A 19,357-nucleotide genomic window follows, 5' to 3' on the forward strand; every position below is an offset into this window, starting at 1 on the left:
CTTTACTAAAATTTACTTTCGAGGATAGATGGCAAAGATTTTTTTTTAAATCTATTTTTAATAATAAAAAGCTATCATGATATTTGATTATTCACTAGATTTTCAAAATATCAATTTTAGACAACACCCTGAATTGTATTGTATTGGCAAAGGTGAACAGGGTGTGCTTTTGGTAGAACCATATAAATCGGAAATTTTGCCGCATTGGCTGTTTAAAACACCAGATATTGCTCGAGAATCTGGCGAAAAAATCTATGAAATTTTCTAGCTTATCTTGATCAGGATGATTTTGTGGGCGTAGATATGGCACGGAAATTTTTACAAATGGGTTACACGCGATCGCGCCGTTATGCAAACCACAAAAGTGGCAGAAAATATAAAATCAATCCCCAAAAGGCTGGCTCTGCAGAAGCCGAAAAGCAAGTGAGAAATAAAATCTTATCTTATGAAGTAGACCCAATTAAAGCTGAATCAGCAAACATCTTTAAACAAAAGTGGATACAAGCTAAAACTAACGAGAAATATCTCCAACTTGTAGCAAGACATAAACAAATGTACGAACAAAAATAATTTTCCGCTAGAACGCAAAGCGTTTAGCAATGGGACTGTGTCAATCAGAAATTCTCAGCTTCAACGTCACCTCGCCAGCAGCTGGTTCTGTCCACAATCTTCTTTTGCCGTTTTGATCAGTTGCTATTATACTTCCTTCTATTTTTGATTGCTTATTAATTAAGACTGTGGCATAGTATATCGTGTTTTGCACCTTTGTATTGTAAGTAATTTGATTTGGTTGTGTTAACCGCGCTGCTGGAGAACATGCAGCTAATTCTTTACGGTTTTTGCTGTCATATATATTCATCAATAATTGCTGTGGTGAAGTATTTCTTGTCCGAAAAACTCTCACAGTCTTGCCATTATTAGTATTAAAAAGTAAGGTTGTATCACTTTTATCTTGTTTATCACAACTTGTAACTTTTGCATTGGCTTGTGCTAATACCTCTTTTTCGACTTGTTCTTGGGATGCAGTAGATTCAGAGCCAAATTCTGCTTTGGCTGATGTACAAATAGATAAAATTCCTAAAAAAGCCAGAAAAAAGAATATAGATTTTTTTGTTAACATGGATAGATGTACCTAAAATAGCTAGTATTTTACTATTACATTTATCATAAGTATTCACAACTGAGTACAAAATCAATCTTAAATTTGTAAGCCACGTCAACACTGTCTAGCCATTCATCTACCAATCTTGTTTTATTCCCTGCTTAGTTCCTAGTTGTGACATAAAAATTAATATTCTGTATTTTTAGTCACTGCGAATTCTAAATTTATCCAACAAGTTAGTTATCTTAGAATTAAGTGGGTTAGCGTTAGTCAAATCATGGTCGTAGTGACAATGTTTAGAGCCGCCAACTACTTAATATAGAGGCGAGTTTAGCAATATTTTAGTCAACTTAGAAATCCTTTATTATACAAACTCGTCCTTACCACAAAATTTAATCTAAAAGTCTATTGCCACAAGAAACAAAAAACAATAAGAAAACTGTCTAAAAACCAAGAGTGAAGAGTCCAAGGGGTTGAAAAAAGATGAATGCAGAAAACCATACCAACAAAGATCACCAAGAACGTCTATTTGTCTCCTACATCTTGAGTGCAGGTTGGTTTTTTGGATTGGGAGGATTACATCGTTTATACAATGGCAAAATTGGGACGGGTTTGTTATGGTTAGTGACCTATGGTGTTTTTGGCATCGGTCAGTTTATAGATTTGTTTTTCATCCCCAACATGGTAGATGAACACGAACTAAAACTAAAATTAAAAGCAGGTGTGTCGCCCTTTGGCGTACCTTTGGAACAAGCTGTAGTTGCTTCACAAGTATATCGTCCTACTGGTAATCAACTGATTGTCAAACTCATCGAGGCTGCTGAAAGTCGAGGTGGGATGATCACTGTTACTCAAGGCGTAAAAGTAACTGGAGCCAGTTTTGCAGAAGTAGAATCAGCTTTAAAAGACTTACTGAAATCAGGTTATGTGAGGATAGATAACGACCCCATAACTGGAGCTGTTACCTACCATTTCTATGAGCTAGGTTAATTTCTCCCCAGCCACTTCTGACCATTCAATCGCTGCATCAAACCATACACCAGTAAATCTAGTGTGGTTTTGCGTTCATCAATTAAAAATGATTCCAAAGTACTGGGGCGTTTCCCTTCATTGCAGGAAAAAGCTTTTTTCCCTTGAATATCTTCATCGGGAAAATATAAATTGAAGTGGCGTACGCCATCTGCAAAGTTGCCAACAACTTGCCAACACTCACCGAGTTGTTCCATCCCTTTGATGGGAACCGGCTGTTTTACAAAAGAAATTTGTAAGTCTTTTACCCCTTCTTGGGCTACAGCTTTTTGTAAAGCAGGTAAGTAGTATTGTTGGATAAACTCTGAAAACGGCTTATCTTCAACTGCTGGTGGTTTTTCCTTCTTAGCAGCCTTGGCAGCGGGTTTTTCCCCATCTGCTGTTTTAGCTGCGGCGGCGGGTTTTTCCCGCTTGGGTGGTGCAGTTGTAGTTTTAGCTGCATTGGGGTTTGTGTCTGGATTTGCTGCTTTTGAATCTGGCGCGTTGGAAGTGGGAATGTCTGTCGCTTCCGGGGAATCGGTGCTGGGAGCCACCTCTCCCGCTTCATTGTGATTGGTTTGTTCTGTCATTGCTCAGATCAATCCTTATGTATAGCTTTTAGGGAAGCTTGGGGAGCGATCGCTCACCTTGAGATACCTTAGATAGGGGTCATTTTCATTTTGACATAGCCAAAATAGTCTACATATACTAACTCCTATTTGCAAGCAGCCCATGGTAAAGTTGTATAAATTTTTCCAAGTTTAAAATTTATTGATAGTGACAATAATTCTAAGTCTTAATATAGACCTAAATTCAAATCAGTCTTTGAAATCAACTATGAATTTATATATCAATGAAAATAAATTAAATATAGAATTTACATTTACAGAACAACTACTAGCCGTTCGCTGGAGAAAAAGCTGGACTATCCCGCTCGCACATATTACCCAAGTTAAAACAGCAGAGCCTGAAAGTAATTGGAAAGAAATACGCGCTGCTGGTAGCTTTATTCCAGGATTGATTAAAGCTGGTACTTATTATACAGACCGAGGCAAAGAGTTTTGGTATGTAAATAGAGATAAAGATTATTTAACTATTGAATTACAAAATGAATCCTATCAGAGAATTATCTTGACTATTGATAACAATAAACATTGGCAAGAAAGACTCAACCAATTAATAACTCATTAGTCACAATCAATGTACTCATAAAAACAAAGAGTTATGAGCTATAAATTGTCATTCTTAACTCATAACTCATAACTTCCGATCAACCACCAGCTACAGCAGGAACAATACTGACTTCATCGCCCTCTTTTAAAGGTGTTTTTACTCCTTCTAAAAACCGGATATCCTCGCTGTTGACGTATAAATTCAAGAATCTTCGTGGCTGTCCTCCTTCATCACACAAGCGTGACTTAATACCAGGAAAAGATTGCTCTAGAGATTCAAAAAGTTCTGCAATAGTACTAGCATTGCAATCTATAGTAGCCTGATTATCAGTAAATTTTTGCAGAGCGGTAGGGACTAAAACTTTTACAGACATTTTTAACTGTTAATTGTTGGTTGTTGGTTGTTAATAGTTATTAGTTAGTAGTTAGTAGTTAGTGGTTGATTCCTACTAACCACTAACCACTAACCACTAACTAAACAAGAACTTGCTGCCATTCTAGGCGCTCAAGTGTACGAGAACGCTCAAGGGCTCCCTCAAAACTATCGAGCTTTGCTTCGATTGTCAAAGGTTCACCAATGTACCCATGTACAGCTTCTTGGGTTTTTAAACCATTGCCAGTGATATAGACAACGGTGGTTTCATCTGGATCAATTTTGCCAGCTTCCACCAATTTCTTCAGCACGGCAATAGTTGTACCACCAGCGGTTTCAGTAAAAATACCTTCGGTTTCCGCTAGCAACTTGATGCCTTCTATAATCTCAGCATCCGTTACAGATTCAATGCTACCACCTGTCTTCTTGGCAATTTCGACAGCGTAAATACCATCTGCTGGATTGCCGATCGCGATCGATTTAGCAATTGTATTTGGTTTGACTGGTTGAATAAAGTCACGGTCTTCCTTGAAGGCTTGAGCGATGGGTGAACAGCCTTCAGCCTGAGCGCCACTAAATTTCACTGGTTTACCTTCGACTAAACCAACTTCCACAAATTCATTGAAACCTTTATAAATTTTTGTAAACAGCGAACCTGATGCCAGAGGTGCAACAATATGGTCAGGTAGCTGCCAACCCAGCTGTTCGGCAACTTCAAAGCCCAAAGTTTTGGAACCTTCTGAGTAGTAAGGACGCAAGTTAATATTGACAAAACCCCAACCGTGTGTATTGGCAACTTCCGAGCAGAGGCGATTAACTTGGTCGTAGTTACCCTTAACAGCCATTAAAGTAGGGCTGTAGATCAGGCTACCCAAAACCTTCCCAGCTTCTAAGTCAGCAGGGATGAAGACACAACAATCTAAACCAGCATGAGCTGCGATCGCAGCAGTAGAATTAGCCAAGTTACCAGTGCTAGCACAAGAAACAGTCGTGAAACCCAACTCCCGTGCTCGTGTCAAAGCAACTGATACCACCCTATCTTTGAAGCTGAGGGTAGGCATATTCACTGCATCATTTTTAATATAAAGCTTATTCAAGCCTAAGCGACGTGCCAAGCGTTGCGAACGCACCAAGGGAGTCATACCAGTTCCCACATCAATAGGATTCTCGCTAGCCACAGGCAAAAACTTCCGATAGCGCCACATCGAATTTGGCCCCGCCTGAATTGATTCGCGGGTGACAGTTTGACGAAGGCTGCTGTAGTCGTAACTTACTTCCAAAGGCCCAAAGCAGAACTCACATACGTGGCTGGCTTTGAGTTCGTATTCTGCACCGCATTCTTTACATTTCAAAGCTTTGAAAGCGGCGGTTGCCTTTTGGGTGTCAATTGCCTGAGTCATAAACTAGCTTCTCCCTGGATGTCCCTCAACTGTCGCTTGATGCTATCACGAGTAAAAATACCAGTCAAACATACCCGATAAATTTTGTCGGTTTTAAGACGCTAATAAAATTGCATAAATTGCATACATTCAATCCTATGCATACAATCAATAGATTATGAATATATGTATCTTTACTGACTAAATTTCCGTAATCTTATCAATGTATTATATTGAAATGTATATTTAGCAACAGCAACTATAGCTCAAACAAATAAAATTTCATTGTTTTCACTAATGGTCTAAGTTTGTAATAAATGCTACTTTTGTACTCATGCCTTTAACAATTAATCAATATGTCTTGAGATAGATTTCTTAGGTTAGACATATGGTTGATTAAAAGTCTCTACTCAAGCAGTACTCAAATCCTACGGTGCATGATCAAACATGAATACTCAAGAGCAGGAATCTGTTGGTACATGTTTTGGCAAACCATGTTTGGTTTCACAATTGCCGAAAGGTCTACCTTTTGTGTTGCGTTATTTCATCCAACGCTGAAAAGCTAGGTAGTTATTTAGCTTTTGTGTTGGGTTGAACCTGAATTATCAAGTAAATCTGCGGCTATCTCACCTAAGTAGGACTTACGCACAGTCTACGAACCCTTGGCGTTCTTGGCCTCATGGCGATACCCTGCGGGAAGCCGCTGCGCGTCTACAATACTTTAAGCTTTTTGTCAATTTTTGCGTAAGTCCTGCTAAGAATAGAAACTTTTGGATAAAAAATCCTGTGTTTTGATACAGGATTGACTTTGAATATAAATTAAGCGGTATAAATTATGTCAAAACTCAATCATTTTGTCAAGCAAACCCCAAGGCTGTATCGTTCCTTGGTAATAACAGCGTTACTTGCCAACGGCATTTTCCAATTCGTTGCCCCTGTATTAGCAGAAGGCACAACAGCCGGTCAATCGATTAGCAACACGGCAACTGCAACCTACGAAGATCCGAATAATCCAGGCACGACCATCAATACTACTTCTAATACAGTAACTGTCACCGTAGCAGAGGTCGCTGGTATAACTGTCACAGCCTCTGGCATTACAGACAATACATCAGGAACTCCAGTTGCAGTGGGTGATATCCTGTACTACAACTACACCGTCACCAACGTCGGTAACGACCCCACCAAGTTTCGTGTTCCCAACTTAGCCCGTGTTACAGGCCCAGCAACGGCAGGTAATTTGGAATACAGCACCGATGGCGGTACAACCTGGACACCAATTAGTGGTAGTGAATATGTTACAGATTCCATTCCTGTTGACGGTTCAATCTTGGTACGTGTGCCGGTAACTGTACAACCTGGAGCTCAAACCAATGATGTAATTACCGTTACCCTTGGTGATACCCCTGGTGACGGTCAGAACCAACTGCGAGATCCTAATGGTGGTGACGTTTACACCGTAGATAACGCCGATGGATCGGCTACAGGAGAAGTTGCTGGCACACCTGTAAACGGAGTACGTGAGGCTAGCGCTACTCAGAAAGCAACTGTAAATTCCTCCCTGAAGAACTATGCCTTGGCTACAATTCTCAAAACCCGCAGTAATTATGACAATGCCAACACCCCAGTAATTACTGATGATACCCTGAGCTACGTCTTGAGTTTAAGGGTAGAGTTAAACGACCCAACAGGTAACAATATTACTCCTGTACCACTGGTGGGCACAACAATTAATGGCTTGACAGGTTCGCGCATTTTAGTTTCCGATGCAATCCCGAATGGTACAGAATTAGCGGCTGTACCCACTCCACCACCTGGTTGGCAGGTAGTTTATACAACCGACCCAATTAGTATTAATGCTAACGACGCTACCTGGCAACCACTTACAAGTGCTACCAACCTTTCTACAGTTACCCGTGTCGGTTTTGTCAACGACCCAGCTGTAATTACTTCCATTGCACCAGGTCAAACAGTGAGTGGATTTTCGATTGACGTCAAAGTTAAATCAACTGCAACTTCACCACTAACAGTTAACAACATTGCTCAATTGTTTGGTCAAACCTCAGGCGGTACAACCCTGGTATACGATGAATCCGGTGACCAAAGTCCCAGTAACTACGACGGTCAGACAATTCCTCCAGGTTCCACAGATACCAATAATGATGGTGTTCCTGATACAAATCCTGCGGTGACTGACGGCTATATCAATGACGCCACTGACTTAGGTAACACAGGTACAGACTCTGGTAACAACAACAGTGGTAGTGGTGCTGGTGGTGAAGCAAACACCTTTACAGTGCAAACACCTCTTGCTTCTGATGTACTGAACGGGCCTGAACGTACCCCAGATGCTATTGGTCCAACCAGCAATAACGATGACTTCACTAACAAATCTTCCTTTGTACCTCCAAATCAAGCCCCCGGTTCCACCCTTGATCCCTCTAGTGTAGCTTTTACGAATACAGTTAGAAATAGCGGCACTGACCCGAACAACATCTCTCTGGTTCCCACACCACCAGCTAACCCTGCTGATTTACCTGTGGGTACGCTAGTAACCATTACTTACGGGGCTGAGTCCAAATCCTATGTCTGGGATGGTGACGAGTTCTTGTATGATGCAGACCGTAATCCCAGCACAACCAATGACCAATCTCCCATTGATGCTACCTCTGAGTACATTACTATTTCTAACGTTGCACCAGGTACAAATGTCAACTACGGTGTTGAGGTAAATCTACCTGCAAATACTCCTCTGTCTACCGATATTGATAAAGGTTTCCCAGTTCCTGTTACCGCCTTTGTTGATGATGCTACACCTGGTTTAGGTTCAGAACCGCAGAATACCACAATTGATCGCGTCTACACTGGCTTCTTGAAACTAGTCAAGGAATCACGGGTACTCCCAGGAACTGGCCCAGCTGTTCAAGGTAACGATGGTACTTTCAGCAGCGATCCGAAGAAACCTGCACCAGGAAACATTATTGAGTACCGGATTACCTACAAAAATATTTCAGAAGCTCAAGCTGGTACAGGTAACATACTCCTAAGAGCTGACAAAGTTGTGATTACTGAAGATGGTACAACGGGCGGTAACAACTGGGCATTAGATAACGACAGTGACGGTAAAATCGATACCAGTAACATTGTCGGGTCAGCTAAAGATTCTGGGGCTGCAACCATCAACTTCTACAACGGTAATCCTGCAACTAACTCTAGCATTGACCAAACCGGCACAACTGTGAATACTGATGTCACCAAGTACGTGGATACTGTCACAGGTAACGTTGCACCGGGTGAATCTAGAACATTCACATTCCAACGCAAGGTGAATTAGTAGTTTGTAGAGACGTTGTAATGCAACGTCTCTCATAACCAATAAGAAAAATTTTGAACAGGTGTATCAATATGAAGCGTTTTTCTATTGGCAGTATGGGAGCAGTAGCACTGATTGTTACACTTCCATTTGTCAATCAAATTCCGATACTCACAAATATCTGGCATTCTCATGCTGCTTTGGCTCAAAATACCCAAGCCAAGGGCCAAGTAGAGTTGCGCCTAGAAGCAGAAAAGAAAATATTAGGACAGCAAGTCCAAGGTAAGCAAAAAGAAAGCTGGCAAAAATTGTCAGGTAAAGCCGTAGTACAACCAGGGGATATACTCCGTTACACAGTTACTGGTGTCAACAACGGCAATAAAGCAGTCAAAAATCTTGTTATTAATCAGCCAATTCCCAAAGGAATGATATATGTGCTGAACTCTGCAACCGTGAATCCTAACACTGGCGCCAAAATTACTTACAGCATTGATAACGGACGTACCTTTGTAGAAAAGCCAACGGTAAAAGTCAAGCTTCCCAATGGCAAAGTGGAAACTCGCCCTGCACCAGCGATCGCCTACACCCATATTCGGTGGAATTTTGGTACATCCGTTGCAGCCAAGGCGCAAATCAAAGGAACTTATCAAGTGCAGGTGCGCTAAGTCAGTCAACAGTGATCAGTTGTCAGTGATCACTGTTGACTGAAATTCCCAGCTACGGAACCGTAAAGTTTCACAGGAGAGTATAAGCGTGCGCCCTCAAAGTTCGCAATGGCAAAATCATGCCAAGATTAGCTGGTTGAGGCGGATAGCAGCAACGTTTTTGGTCACAAGTGTATTGCAGACTTCCACGTCTGCGATCGCTCAAGTTGAGAGTAGCAAGCCGTTGACCAACTTTACAAATCAAGCTACTTATACCTATACAGATTCTAGTAATAATCTTAAATATCAAGGAATTTCCCGTCAGATTCAAGCTGCTCCTAGCCCATTAGTTGACCCACTAGGACGAATTTTAGGATGTGCTGGTAATGTTTTACCTGACTATACAGGCTTTTCTGTTGCTGTTTATGAGCCTAACCCCAACGATCCCACAGGGACAGAGTTAGGAAAATTGTTACCCCTAACTCGCACAGAATTACCTGATATTTCTAACAACAAAATTCCTGGTGGATTAAAACCAAATATTGAGAATAGCAACCCCTATTTCCTAACCAATACAGAACCACTGGGTGCTTATAACTTCCTACTTGATCCGAATGTGGGTCAAACCGATCCTGGCAGAACCTATATTTTTGTAGTTAATCCTCCAGCAAATTCTATTTATAAACAGCGTCGCATCAAAATTCAAATTGTGCAAAGCACTGGTATAGAGAATAATAATGTCGTTCGCTATGTTGCTACATCCTTAGACGGTCAACCAATTACACTTACAGGTCAAACCCAAACTGAATCAACGGTTGTCTTAGTCGCCAATGCTGAACTCCAAGGACTAGACTTACTAGCTTTTGAATTTACTACCAATATGTGTCAGCCGGAACAGGTACAGATTGTCAAAACAGGCGATCGCGCTGTGGCTGAACCAGGAGACACAGTCATCTACCGCCTTTCAGTCAGAAATTTAGCTGATGCTGGTTTAGATAGCTTAGTAGTTACCGACACCTTACCCTTGGGTTTCAATTTCTTACCCAAATCCGTCCGGGGTGAAATTGATGGTCAGCCCGTCACCATCACAGCAGAACGCAATGGCTCCAATGTGGTCTTCCGGACAAATACCGTGATTCCGTCGCAAAAAGTATTAAATATTGCCTATGCAGCCCAACTCACGCCAGATGCAGTACGTGGATCGGGACGCAACTTAGCCAGTGTCACTGCTCAAAGAGCAGATAACCGTTTCCTCACTAAAGACGGACCAGCTACACACCAGTTACAAATTAGACCGGGAATTGTATCAGACTGCGGCACAATTATCGGCCGAGTGTTTGTAGATAAAAACTTTGATGGCGAACAGCAATCAGGCGAACCGGGAGTTCCCAATGCAGTGATTATTATGAAAGACGGCAACCGTATAACTACTGATATTAATGGTTTGTTTTCTGTAGCTAATGTCTTACCCGGTAATCATACAGGAGTTCTTGACCTCAGCAGCTTGCCTGGTTACACCCTAGCACCCAACCTCAAATTTAAAGAACGCAACAGCCAATCCCGCCTAGTACGTTTAGAACCCGGTGGTATGGCACGCATGAATTTTGCAGTCACCCCCGCATCTGGTGAGGAGGTCAAGAAATGAATCAAGAAGGCAGAAGGCAGACGGCAAATGGCAGAAGGGAGTTATTGAAGTCTCAACTATTGAATACAACAAGTAGTTCACCACACAAACTTTGCCAGGTAAACCTATTCCTAGTTTTATCCTCTCTTTCTCGTCCTCTGCGTTCTTCACGCCTTTGCGGTTCGTTGCTTTACCCCTCAAACTCAGGTTGTCAGATCACTAGTTTCAACCTCAGATTCATGGGGGCGATCGCAGGGGCTGTGAGTCTAGCATTGTATCCTATTGTAGCTAAGGCAGAATACCCCAATCTTATTCCAGAAGAACAGCAAGACCTCACACCCAAGCACTCAAAAGATGTAGAGAAACCTCCAGAATCCAACGCAATTTTATCTGAAGAGACTATTGACTCGCCCTTGACGGAACAGTTATCCGCTTTACCAGAGGTTCCTCCATCTCCGACAACATCCCCAGGGATACAACCATTTCAACCAGCACAAGATATCCAATTACCAAAAAGTCTAAAACAACTAGCACAAAACACATCTTCTCCTACTCCTATCAAAATCCTCACCCCTGATACTGTCGTCGATATACCAGCCACCACAGTCATCCTGCAATTTCCACTAGATACAGAGGTAGAATTGCGGGTGAATGGGGATTTGGTAGATCCATCATTGGTGGGACGGACAGAAACGGATGCCAATACTAACTTAGTAACGCAGACATGGTACGGTGTCTCGCTCAAAGAAGGAACCAACACTATTACTGGCCAAGTGGTAGGTTCTAGTGAATCTCCTGTCAGCGTGCAAGTAGTTGTCAGAGGCGCACCCACACAATTGAAATTGGAAACCGTTGAAACTCGGATTCCAGCAGATGGACGTTCCATAGCTACAATCAAGGGGGAACTCCGAGATGAAAATGGCAACCGTTCCAACCGTGATACTGTTGTTACTCTCGTATCTACGGCTGGTGAGTTTGTCGGTACAGACTTTAAACCTGATCAACCTGGATTCCAAGTAGAGGCAAAGAAAGGGCAATTTACCGCCTCTGTGAAATCAAGTTTGAATGCTCAAACAGTGAGAATTCGAGCGATCGCCAATGATTTAGAAGCATACACTCAACTGCAATTTGAAACAGCCCTGCGTCCGAGTTTGGTAACTGGGATAGTAGATGTGCGTTTGGGTGCTAGGGGTACAGATTACTACGGCAGTTTTCGCGATTTTCTCCCGCCGAAGAAAGACAATAGTACTCAATTAGATGTACGCTCGTCAGTATTTGCCACTGGGACGATTGGAGAATGGTTGTTTACTGGTGCTTACAACAGTTCTCGTAATCTGAATGAAGACTGCAACTGTGATAACAGGCTGTTTCGTAGTTTCCAGTTCAACGATCAAAATTATCCTGTCTACGGTGACAGTTCCAAAACCGAAGTACTCACACCTTCTATTGACAGCGTCTATGCACGATTTGAGCGATCGCCTAAAACGACCGGTGCTGATCCCGATTATTTCATGTGGGGTGACTACACCACCCAGGAATTTGCTCGTTCATCCCAGCAATTTACCTCGGTAACACGCCAATTGCATGGCTTCAAGGGAAACTACAGCCTGGGAAATTTACAACTCACTGCTTTCTATGGCAATAACATCGAAGCTTTTCAAAGGGATATCATTGCTCCTGATGGTACGAGTGGTTACTATTTCCTTTCCCGTAGATTACTAGTTCCGGGTAGTGAAAACATCGCGATTGAGTTGGAAGAACTCAACCGTTCTGGTACTGTGTTGGAACGCAAGCAACTTAATCGTGGCCCTGATTACGAGATAGACTATGATCGCGGCACTATCTTATTCCGGGAACCCATTCAACGTACTGATTTAGGTGAGGACGGACAGGTTTTAGTCCGGCGCATCGTCGTCACCTACCAATACAAAGGTAGTGGTTCCGATAGTAATATTTATGCTGGTCGTCTACAATACAATTTTGACCGCACCCTCAACAAAGAAAGTTGGATAGGAACAACTTACTTCCAACAAGACCAGGGGATGCATGACTTTGAACTCTACGGTGCAGATGCACAGATTGCTTTGGGTTCAAGAGGCAAATTGATCGCAGAATATGCCCATTCCACCAATAGTTCCGACATCTCAGGAAAGGTGAGCGGTTCCGCCTACCGGATTGAAGCCGAGGGAGAAATTTTCCCCGGTTTACGTGGACGGACATACTACCGTTCCACAGATGCAGGTTTTGCTAACGATGCTACAATCAGCTTTGTCCCTGGTCAAACTCGCTACGGCGCACAATTAATAGGAAAAATTTCACCTACTACAAATTTACGGTTCCAATACGACCACGAAGATAATTTTGGGACTGCACCCCAACCGCTAGATACTTTTGAGGAGTTATTTGCACCGCGTACACAAGCAGTTCCTGGAAGCAAAGTTGATAATTCTCTGACGACAATTACTGCGGGTATTCAACAGCGCTTTGGAAGAGCAACCTTAGATGTGGATTGGGTACATCGGGACAGGGAAGACCGCTTGTGTCTGGAAACGTTGCAATGCAACGTCTCTACAAATTCCGATCAATTGCGATCGCAACTGAAAATCCCTATTACTAAAACCCTCACTTTCCAAGCCATCAATGAATTAACTCTATCTTCAGAAACTGATCCTGTCTATCCAGACCGGACTGCGTTTGGTTTAAATTGGGCTGTTGTACCTGGTATCAATGTCAGTTTGGCCCAACAGTTTTTCACTCGCGGTCAATATGACGATAACTCCATCACCAGTTTCAGTGTCAATGGTCAACACAAACTTGGTAGAGATACCACTATCACTGGTCGTTACACCATTTTGGGTGGGGCGAACGAACTAACTACCCAAGGAGCCATAGGATTAAATAACCGTTGGACAATCGCCCCTGGCTTAAAACTCAATCTTGCTTATGAACACCTCTTTGGCAACTTCTTCGGACGCACCGCCACAGGGCAACAATTTCCCCAGCCTTTTGCTGTCGGTCAAAGTGGCTACTCCTTGGGTTTTGGTAGTGGTGATAGTTACAGCATTGGTCTGGAATACACTGATAACCCGAAGTTCCAAGCCAGCGCCCGTTTGGAGCATCGCAGTTCTGACCGTGGTTACAATACCGTAATTACCGCAGGTGCAACAGGTAAAATATCACCAGCAATCACAGCCTTAGTACGTTATCAACAGGCAAATTCTGCCAATCAAAAACTAACAGGACTGGGAGACACAGCCAACCTGAAAGTTGGTCTAGCCTATCGCGATCCTCAAAATGATAAATTTAACGCCTTGCTGCGTTATGAATATCGCAAAAATCCTGCCGTCATTCCTGATACTGTTCTATTGGGGAGTGGTACAGGTTCCGAAGACCATACCTTTGCTGTGGAAGCTATCTACGCCCCCAATTGGCAATGGGAATTTTACGGTAAGTATGCTCTACGCAAGAGTACTTCTTATTTAGCTGAAGATTTAGTAGGAACTAGCACAGTGAACTTAGGACAATTACGGGCAACCTATCGTCCAGGCTACAGCTGGGATGTGCTCGGTGAAGCACGTGTGATTAGTCAAAGTAATTATACAGAAACAGGCTTTGTTGTTGAAGCAGGTTACTATCTCACACCTAACTTACGCCTGTCTGCTGGTTATGTCTTTGGTAAAGTTGATGACCGTGACTTTTCGGGAACCCGTTCAGCCGGTGGGCCTTATCTAGGTTTAACGGTGAAGTTGAACGAATTATTTGATGGTTTCGGATTGCAAAAACTCCCACCACGTCAACAGCAAGAATCTACCAAAACCTTAGTGGAGAAATTGAAGAAGTAGAGACGTTGCAATGGGTAGAGACGTTGCATTGCAACGTCTCTACATCAGGGTAACGGATTTGGAATTGTAACCATGACACAACCAAAATTCCAAGGTAAATACCGGGTTGAATCAACCCGTTTGCCAAATCGCAACTATGCCGCCAACGGTTCGTATTTCATTACCATTTGTACCAAAAATCGTGACCATGATTTCGGTAACGTGGTTTCAGGTCAGGTGCATTTATCAGTAATTGGGGAAATTGCCCAAAGATTCTGGGTAGACATTCCCAACCATTTTGATTACACCTACATCGATGCCTACGTCATTATGCCCAATCACGTACACGGCATTGTTGTTATCGACCGTCCCGAAAACGTAGAGACGTTGCAGTGTAACGTCTCTACACAAAATGATGCGCCATGGGACATCACCCAACGTCAATTCATGTCTAACATATCTCCCAAACCAGGTTCGTTAGGTGCGATCGCACGATCATACAAATCTGTTGTCACCCGTTGGTGTCGGGAAAACGGTCATAACCATTTTGCTTGGCAATCACGATTCTACGACCACATCATTCGTGCTGATGGTTCTTTAGATCGCATTCGCGAATACATCATTAACAATCCTGCTAAATGGGAAGAAGACAAAAATAACCCTGCAAATTTATGGATGTGATACCCACACCCCCGAATGTAGAGACGTTGCATTGCAACGTCTCTACAATGCAACGTCTCTACAATGCAACGTCTCTACAATGCAACGTCTTGAAAATTGCAAATTCTATTTTATTGAATAATTTGTGATGTACCTAAGAATGATCGCCTCAGTAAATATAGATGAAATTGGTAATTTTTTGTACAACTTGGGTAATCTAAGAACTGTAGAACACTTAAGTGTGATCAGTATTCATCTCCAGTATGGGAGATCTGAACCTGCTGTCAACGTCATTGTGCGGTCAATTGATGGGGTGTCTAAATGAAAAACGTCCGATGTAGAGAATTTATCATGAAAAATTTTCTCAGACTAAGTTGGAGACATTACTACCTTTGGTAGCGGTTACTTGAGTGGCTGGATTGATTTGAATCGTGATGGAGATTTTAACGATACAGGTGAGAAGGTAATTAGCGATCGCAGCATTACCAATACTACCGTCTCGACGACCTCTGTACCCATCACTACTCCTAGTACTGCATCCAAGTTGATACCAGGGATACTGATATTCTTAATTGGTTATACCTTGGGTATACCAAACAATGTTGCAATTACAGTTAGTAAAGCCAATATCAGCAATATAAACATTTTGTTGCAATTAAACAATGAAATATTTATTTAAGTACCTGCGGGAATTGCATCTATCCAGAAGCAAAATTATTCAAAAAACCCCCATTCAAACACTTAAACAGTACCCAATAATTTTGTCTTGCTTGTCTTTTGGGTTTGCCTTTGTTGGCATAGGATTGAATGCAGGTAAAGCTCATGCTGCGGTTGCAGTTAATAAAGAATTCAACCCCATATCTATTTCTGTTAATCAAACTTCAACCCTAACAATACAACTATTTAATTCCAACTTTTCGGCCGCAACCAACACTAGCATCACTGATAATTTGCCATCTGGACTTGTGATTGCTAACCCAGCGATGATGAGCAATACCTGTGGCGGAACGGTGACAGCTAACCCTGGTAGTACTAGTATTCAACTCTCCGGTGGTACTATTCCAGCAGCAACAAGTGGTACTCCTGGTAATTGCCAAATCACTTTGAAGGTAACTGCATCTACTCCCAATACCTACGTCAACACAATTGCGGCAAATACCGTTACCTCTTCTCAAGGCACCAACCCACTAGCAGCTAACGCTACTCTCACTGTCTCCTCTGGTATACCAATCACAGGTTCTAAATCCTTCTCTCCTGGTACTGTTCACGGTAATGGTTCACCCACTACAATGACCATTACCTTAAACAATTCAAATAGTTTTCCACTAACTAACGCAAGCTTCACTGATAACTTGCCAGCTCCTTTGAAAGTAGCAACAACTCCTTCAGCCTCCACAACCTGTGGTAGTGGCACTGTGACTGCCGTTGCTGGATCGAATACAGTTAGTCTGAGTGGTGGAACCATCCCGGCTAGTAGTTCATGTACTGTCACCGTTAAATTAGAAGCCAGTAGTCCCAATGATTTCCAAAACGGCAACGTTAAAAATACAATTGCTGCAAACAATGTCATTACAACAGAAGGAATTACTAATACTAGCCCGATTGAAGGTTCTGTGAAGGTGCAAACAGGAGCCGAAGTCAATAAAGCCTTTTCTCCTAGTAATGTCCAAACAGGTGAGATATCTGTACTCACTTTAACCCTACATAACTTCAACAGTACGCCAATTACCTCAGCTAATATTACTGATACCATGCCTTCTGGGCTGACAGTAACTGGATTAGTAAAAAATACCTGTGGTGGCACAGTAACGTTTACTACCACTCAAGTCCAACTCTCAGGTGGTACAGTTCCTCCTGCACCTTCAGGTAGTGGTTCTGGTTCCTGTCAGATTCAGGTAAATGTGACTGCGAATACAAGTGGTAGCTACAAAAACGACATACCAGCTGGCAACTTGAATGGAGTCAATTACCCTGCAACGAATGCCACTTTAACAGTTAGCCAGGCTACGCCTGTTTCTTTGAGCAAAAGCTTCTCACCAAGTACGAGTGTACAGGGAGGACAAAGCACTCTCACAATTACCCTCTCCAATACGGCAAATAGCCAAGCTACCATCACATCTTTCACCGACGACTTGAAAACAATGGGTTCGGGGTTCACTGTTGCTTCTAGTCCTGCGGCTAGCACCACCTGTAGCGGTGGTACGGTGAATGCTACAGCAGGTAGCACTGTTATTACTATGAAGAGTGGCACAATTCCTGCCCAAGGCTCATGTACAATTACCGTGCCTGTGCAAGTTGCCATCAATGCTCCTATAAATAAACGTAAAAATACGATCGCAATTAATGGTTTACAGACAAATTTGGGCAACAATACTGCGATCGCTACTGCGGAACTAGATGTGAAGCCTGCTTTAAGCCTCAGCAAATCATTTTCTCCAGTAACTGTTCCGGTGGGAGGCGTCACTCGTTTAACTATCACTGTCACCCGTAATAGTGGCGCACCCGCATTCACAGGTATCAACCTAACTGATAATTTACCCACCGGACACAAAATTAGCTCTGCACCCAACCTAACAAATTCTTGCAATGGCACAGTCAATGCCCCTACTAACAGCACGCAGATCACCTTGAGCGGTGGTACATTGCCCACAGTCGGAAGTTGCAGTATTAGTGTTAATGTGCAAGTACCTAATACAACTGGCTCTGATGAAAATATTATTCCCAAAAATTCTGTAATTACTGACCAAGGTGCAAGCAATACAAGTGATGCCAAGGCAGCAGTAACTAGGATTAATAGTTTCGTGACTTTAAACAAATCTTTCTCACCCACAAGCATCAACTATGGTGGTACATCGACGCTAAATATTTTGATTCTGAATAACAATGCCAATGCCATCAAATTGACAGGTGTTGCATTAGTAGACGAATTTCCAACGGGCATGAAAATTGCCAGTTCACCTGATGCCACTTTTACAGGTTCTGGTTGTAGCGGTGGCACTATAGTAGCCAATCCTGGTAGCAATCAAGTTTCTCTGAATAATGCCACTATCAATGTTGGGGCTCAATGTACGCTCACAGTCAAAGTTACATCAGATTTTGTTGGTAATCTTACGAATGAATTACCAAATAACTTAGTGACTTCTAACGAGGGTGTGACTAACAACAATAAGCCATCAGCAACACTGACTCTGTTGGGTACAGCCGATATCGAAGTAGTCAAAAAAGATGATGGAGTCTCTTCTGTGGCACCAGGAGCAACAACTACCTACACGATTGTAGTGCGGAATAATGGCCCTGATAATGTCGCTGGCATCCATGTCGCTGATCTAGTTCCTCCTGGTTTAACATTTACTAACTGGTCTTGTAATGCTAGTAATGGTTCTAGCTGCGATCAGTCATCGGGTACGGGTGAGCTGAATATCATAGTTAGCTTGCTTAAAAATGGTACTGCAACTTTAACGGTTGATGCCCAAGTTGATCTTAACGCCAGTGGTACAATTACTAATACTGCTACAGTCACAACTCCACCAACTGTCAGCGATCCAAACAACGATAATAATAGTGCCTCAGACACTAACAACGTCACTGCTACTGCAAATAATCCGAATGTAATTTTAGTCAAAAGAATTACAGCTATCAATCACAGCGTGACTACTAACGGGGGCGATGAATTAGATAAATATAAAGATGACCCCAATAATCCCTATGATGATAACAATCTCAATACTCTCACACCCGATCCTAAGGACACGGATAAATGGCCTAATCCCAATACATTTCTCATTGGTGGTATCAACGGTGGTAAAATTTATCCTGGGGATGAGGTGGAATACACGATTTACTATCTCTCAGCTGGAGATAATCAAGCCAAGAATGTATTAGTGTGCGATCGCATCCCCAATAATGTCACCTTCATCCCCACTGCTTTTAACAACTTTGCTACCAAAAACAACCTGGGTTTACAAAACACTGATCGAGGAATTATCTGGCAATATAACGGTAATACCGAATCTCTTACCAATATCAAAGATGGAGATGTCGCCCAGTATTTTCCACCTAGAGAAGATCCAACAGATGTTTATCCTACTGTTGACTGTGGTGGTGAAAATACCAATGGTGCAATTGTCGTGAATTTAGGTGATTTACCAAATGCTACCGGATCTGGAATACCCACTAATTCCTACGGTTTCATTCGCTTCCGAGGACGGGTGAAATAATTCCCTACTCCATAATTATCCATGACAAGAACAAAGGAAGGTGA

13 protein-coding genes and 1 pseudogene are annotated in these 19,357 nt (G+C 42.4%); 10 read left to right on the forward strand and 4 right to left on the reverse strand.

The genetic code is table 11. The annotated features are described in order from the left end of the window. Positions 1-76 precede the first annotated feature (76 nt). Positions 77-570, forward strand: a pseudogene (locus tag NIES592_RS10370) (DUF4385 domain-containing protein). 40 nt (positions 571-610) lie between these two features. Here the strand turns inward: NIES592_RS10370 and NIES592_RS10375 are convergent. Beyond that, entirely contained in the window at positions 611-1,120 is a 510-nt protein-coding gene (locus tag NIES592_RS10375; RefSeq protein ID WP_062248190.1) for a hypothetical protein, read from the reverse strand. Between the two features lie 465 nt (positions 1,121-1,585). On the opposite strand from NIES592_RS10375, the gene NIES592_RS10380 reads away from it, so the two are divergent. Further along, positions 1,586-2,092, forward strand: coding sequence for a TM2 domain-containing protein (locus NIES592_RS10380; protein WP_073555691.1), 507 nt, complete (start codon positions 1,586-1,588; stop codon positions 2,090-2,092). Here the strand turns inward: NIES592_RS10380 and NIES592_RS10385 are convergent. Next, positions 2,089-2,700 (reverse strand): DUF2996 domain-containing protein, encoded by a 612-nt coding sequence (locus NIES592_RS10385; RefSeq protein ID WP_073555692.1) that lies wholly within the window; start codon positions 2,698-2,700, stop codon positions 2,089-2,091. The genes NIES592_RS10380 and NIES592_RS10385 overlap by 4 nt on opposite strands. Positions 2,701-2,947: 247 nt before the next feature. Between NIES592_RS10385 and NIES592_RS10390 the strand changes: the two genes are divergently transcribed. Continuing rightward, a complete protein-coding gene (locus tag NIES592_RS10390; RefSeq protein WP_062248184.1) occupies positions 2,948-3,301 on the forward strand; it encodes a hypothetical protein in 354 nt (117 codons plus the stop codon). Between the two features lie 79 nt (positions 3,302-3,380). Here the strand turns inward: NIES592_RS10390 and NIES592_RS10395 are convergent, their stop codons facing one another. Both NIES592_RS10395 and thrC read right to left on the reverse strand, forming a co-directional pair. Next, positions 3,381-3,656: a MoaD/ThiS family protein gene (locus tag NIES592_RS10395; RefSeq protein WP_062248182.1), complete on the reverse strand. Its 276-nt coding sequence runs from the start codon at positions 3,654-3,656 to the stop codon at positions 3,381-3,383. Between the two features lie 100 nt (positions 3,657-3,756). Next, positions 3,757-5,055, reverse strand: coding sequence for a threonine synthase (gene thrC / locus NIES592_RS10400; RefSeq protein ID WP_016872187.1), 1,299 nt, complete (start codon positions 5,053-5,055; stop codon positions 3,757-3,759). Between the two features lie 814 nt (positions 5,056-5,869). Between thrC and NIES592_RS10405 the strand changes: the two genes are divergently transcribed. The 7 genes from NIES592_RS10405 to NIES592_RS10435 all read left to right on the forward strand — a co-directional run bounded on the left by NIES592_RS10405 (position 5,870) and on the right by NIES592_RS10435 (position 19,313). Beyond that, the gene (locus NIES592_RS10405) at positions 5,870-8,368 is read left to right on the forward strand and encodes a DUF7925 domain-containing protein (protein WP_073555693.1); all 2,499 of its coding nucleotides are present in this window, start codon (positions 5,870-5,872) and stop codon (positions 8,366-8,368) included. Positions 8,369-8,439: 71 nt separating this feature from the next. After that, entirely contained in the window at positions 8,440-9,012 is a 573-nt protein-coding gene (locus NIES592_RS10410; protein ID WP_073555694.1) for a DUF11 domain-containing protein, read from the forward strand. Between the two features lie 88 nt (positions 9,013-9,100). Then, entirely contained in the window at positions 9,101-10,636 is a 1,536-nt protein-coding gene (locus NIES592_RS10415; RefSeq protein WP_073555695.1) for a DUF11 domain-containing protein, read from the forward strand. Between the two features lie 218 nt (positions 10,637-10,854). Then, a complete protein-coding gene (locus NIES592_RS10420; RefSeq protein WP_256678114.1) occupies positions 10,855-14,457 on the forward strand; it encodes a TonB-dependent receptor in 3,603 nt (1,200 codons plus the stop codon). Between the two features lie 72 nt (positions 14,458-14,529). Then, complete coding sequence (locus NIES592_RS10425; protein WP_062248168.1) at positions 14,530-15,117, forward strand: transposase; 588 nt, start codon at positions 14,530-14,532, stop codon at positions 15,115-15,117. 385 nt (positions 15,118-15,502) lie between these two features. Continuing rightward, positions 15,503-15,775: a GEVED domain-containing protein gene (locus NIES592_RS10430; protein ID WP_062248166.1), complete on the forward strand. Its 273-nt coding sequence runs from the start codon at positions 15,503-15,505 to the stop codon at positions 15,773-15,775. Continuing rightward, on the forward strand, positions 15,759-19,313 hold the full coding sequence (locus NIES592_RS10435; protein ID WP_073555696.1) for a DUF7933 domain-containing protein: 3,555 nt from the start codon (positions 15,759-15,761) through the stop codon (positions 19,311-19,313). Before NIES592_RS10430 ends, NIES592_RS10435 begins: the two co-directional genes overlap by 17 nt. The last annotated feature ends 44 nt before the right edge of the window (positions 19,314-19,357 follow it).

This window comes from Fischerella major NIES-592 (assembly GCF_001904645.1).
GTDB classification, from domain to species: domain Bacteria; phylum Cyanobacteriota; class Cyanobacteriia; order Cyanobacteriales; family Nostocaceae; genus Fischerella; species Fischerella thermalis.

What these genes read in the sequence shown, in the direction of transcription:
- NIES592_RS10410 (WP_073555694.1), top strand. Translation starts at nt 8,440, where the DNA reads ATGAAGCGTTTTTCTATTGGCAGTATGGGAGCAGTAGCACTGATTGTT.
- NIES592_RS10425 (WP_062248168.1), top strand. Translation starts at nt 14,530, where the DNA reads ATGACACAACCAAAATTCCAAGGTAAATACCGGGTTGAATCAACCCGT.
- NIES592_RS10375 (WP_062248190.1), bottom strand. Translation starts at nt 1,120, where the DNA reads ATGTTAACAAAAAAATCTATATTCTTTTTTCTGGCTTTTTTAGGAATT.
- NIES592_RS10420 (WP_256678114.1), top strand. Translation starts at nt 10,855, where the DNA reads ATGGGGGCGATCGCAGGGGCTGTGAGTCTAGCATTGTATCCTATTGTA.
- NIES592_RS10380 (WP_073555691.1), top strand. Translation starts at nt 1,586, where the DNA reads ATGAATGCAGAAAACCATACCAACAAAGATCACCAAGAACGTCTATTT.
- NIES592_RS10385 (WP_073555692.1), bottom strand. Translation starts at nt 2,700, where the DNA reads ATGACAGAACAAACCAATCACAATGAAGCGGGAGAGGTGGCTCCCAGC.
- NIES592_RS10405 (WP_073555693.1), top strand. Translation starts at nt 5,870, where the DNA reads ATGTCAAAACTCAATCATTTTGTCAAGCAAACCCCAAGGCTGTATCGT.
- thrC (WP_016872187.1), bottom strand. Translation starts at nt 5,055, where the DNA reads ATGACTCAGGCAATTGACACCCAAAAGGCAACCGCCGCTTTCAAAGCT.
- NIES592_RS10435 (WP_073555696.1), top strand. Translation starts at nt 15,759, where the DNA reads ATGAAATATTTATTTAAGTACCTGCGGGAATTGCATCTATCCAGAAGC.
- NIES592_RS10395 (WP_062248182.1), bottom strand. Translation starts at nt 3,656, where the DNA reads ATGTCTGTAAAAGTTTTAGTCCCTACCGCTCTGCAAAAATTTACTGAT.
- NIES592_RS10390 (WP_062248184.1), top strand. Translation starts at nt 2,948, where the DNA reads ATGAATTTATATATCAATGAAAATAAATTAAATATAGAATTTACATTT.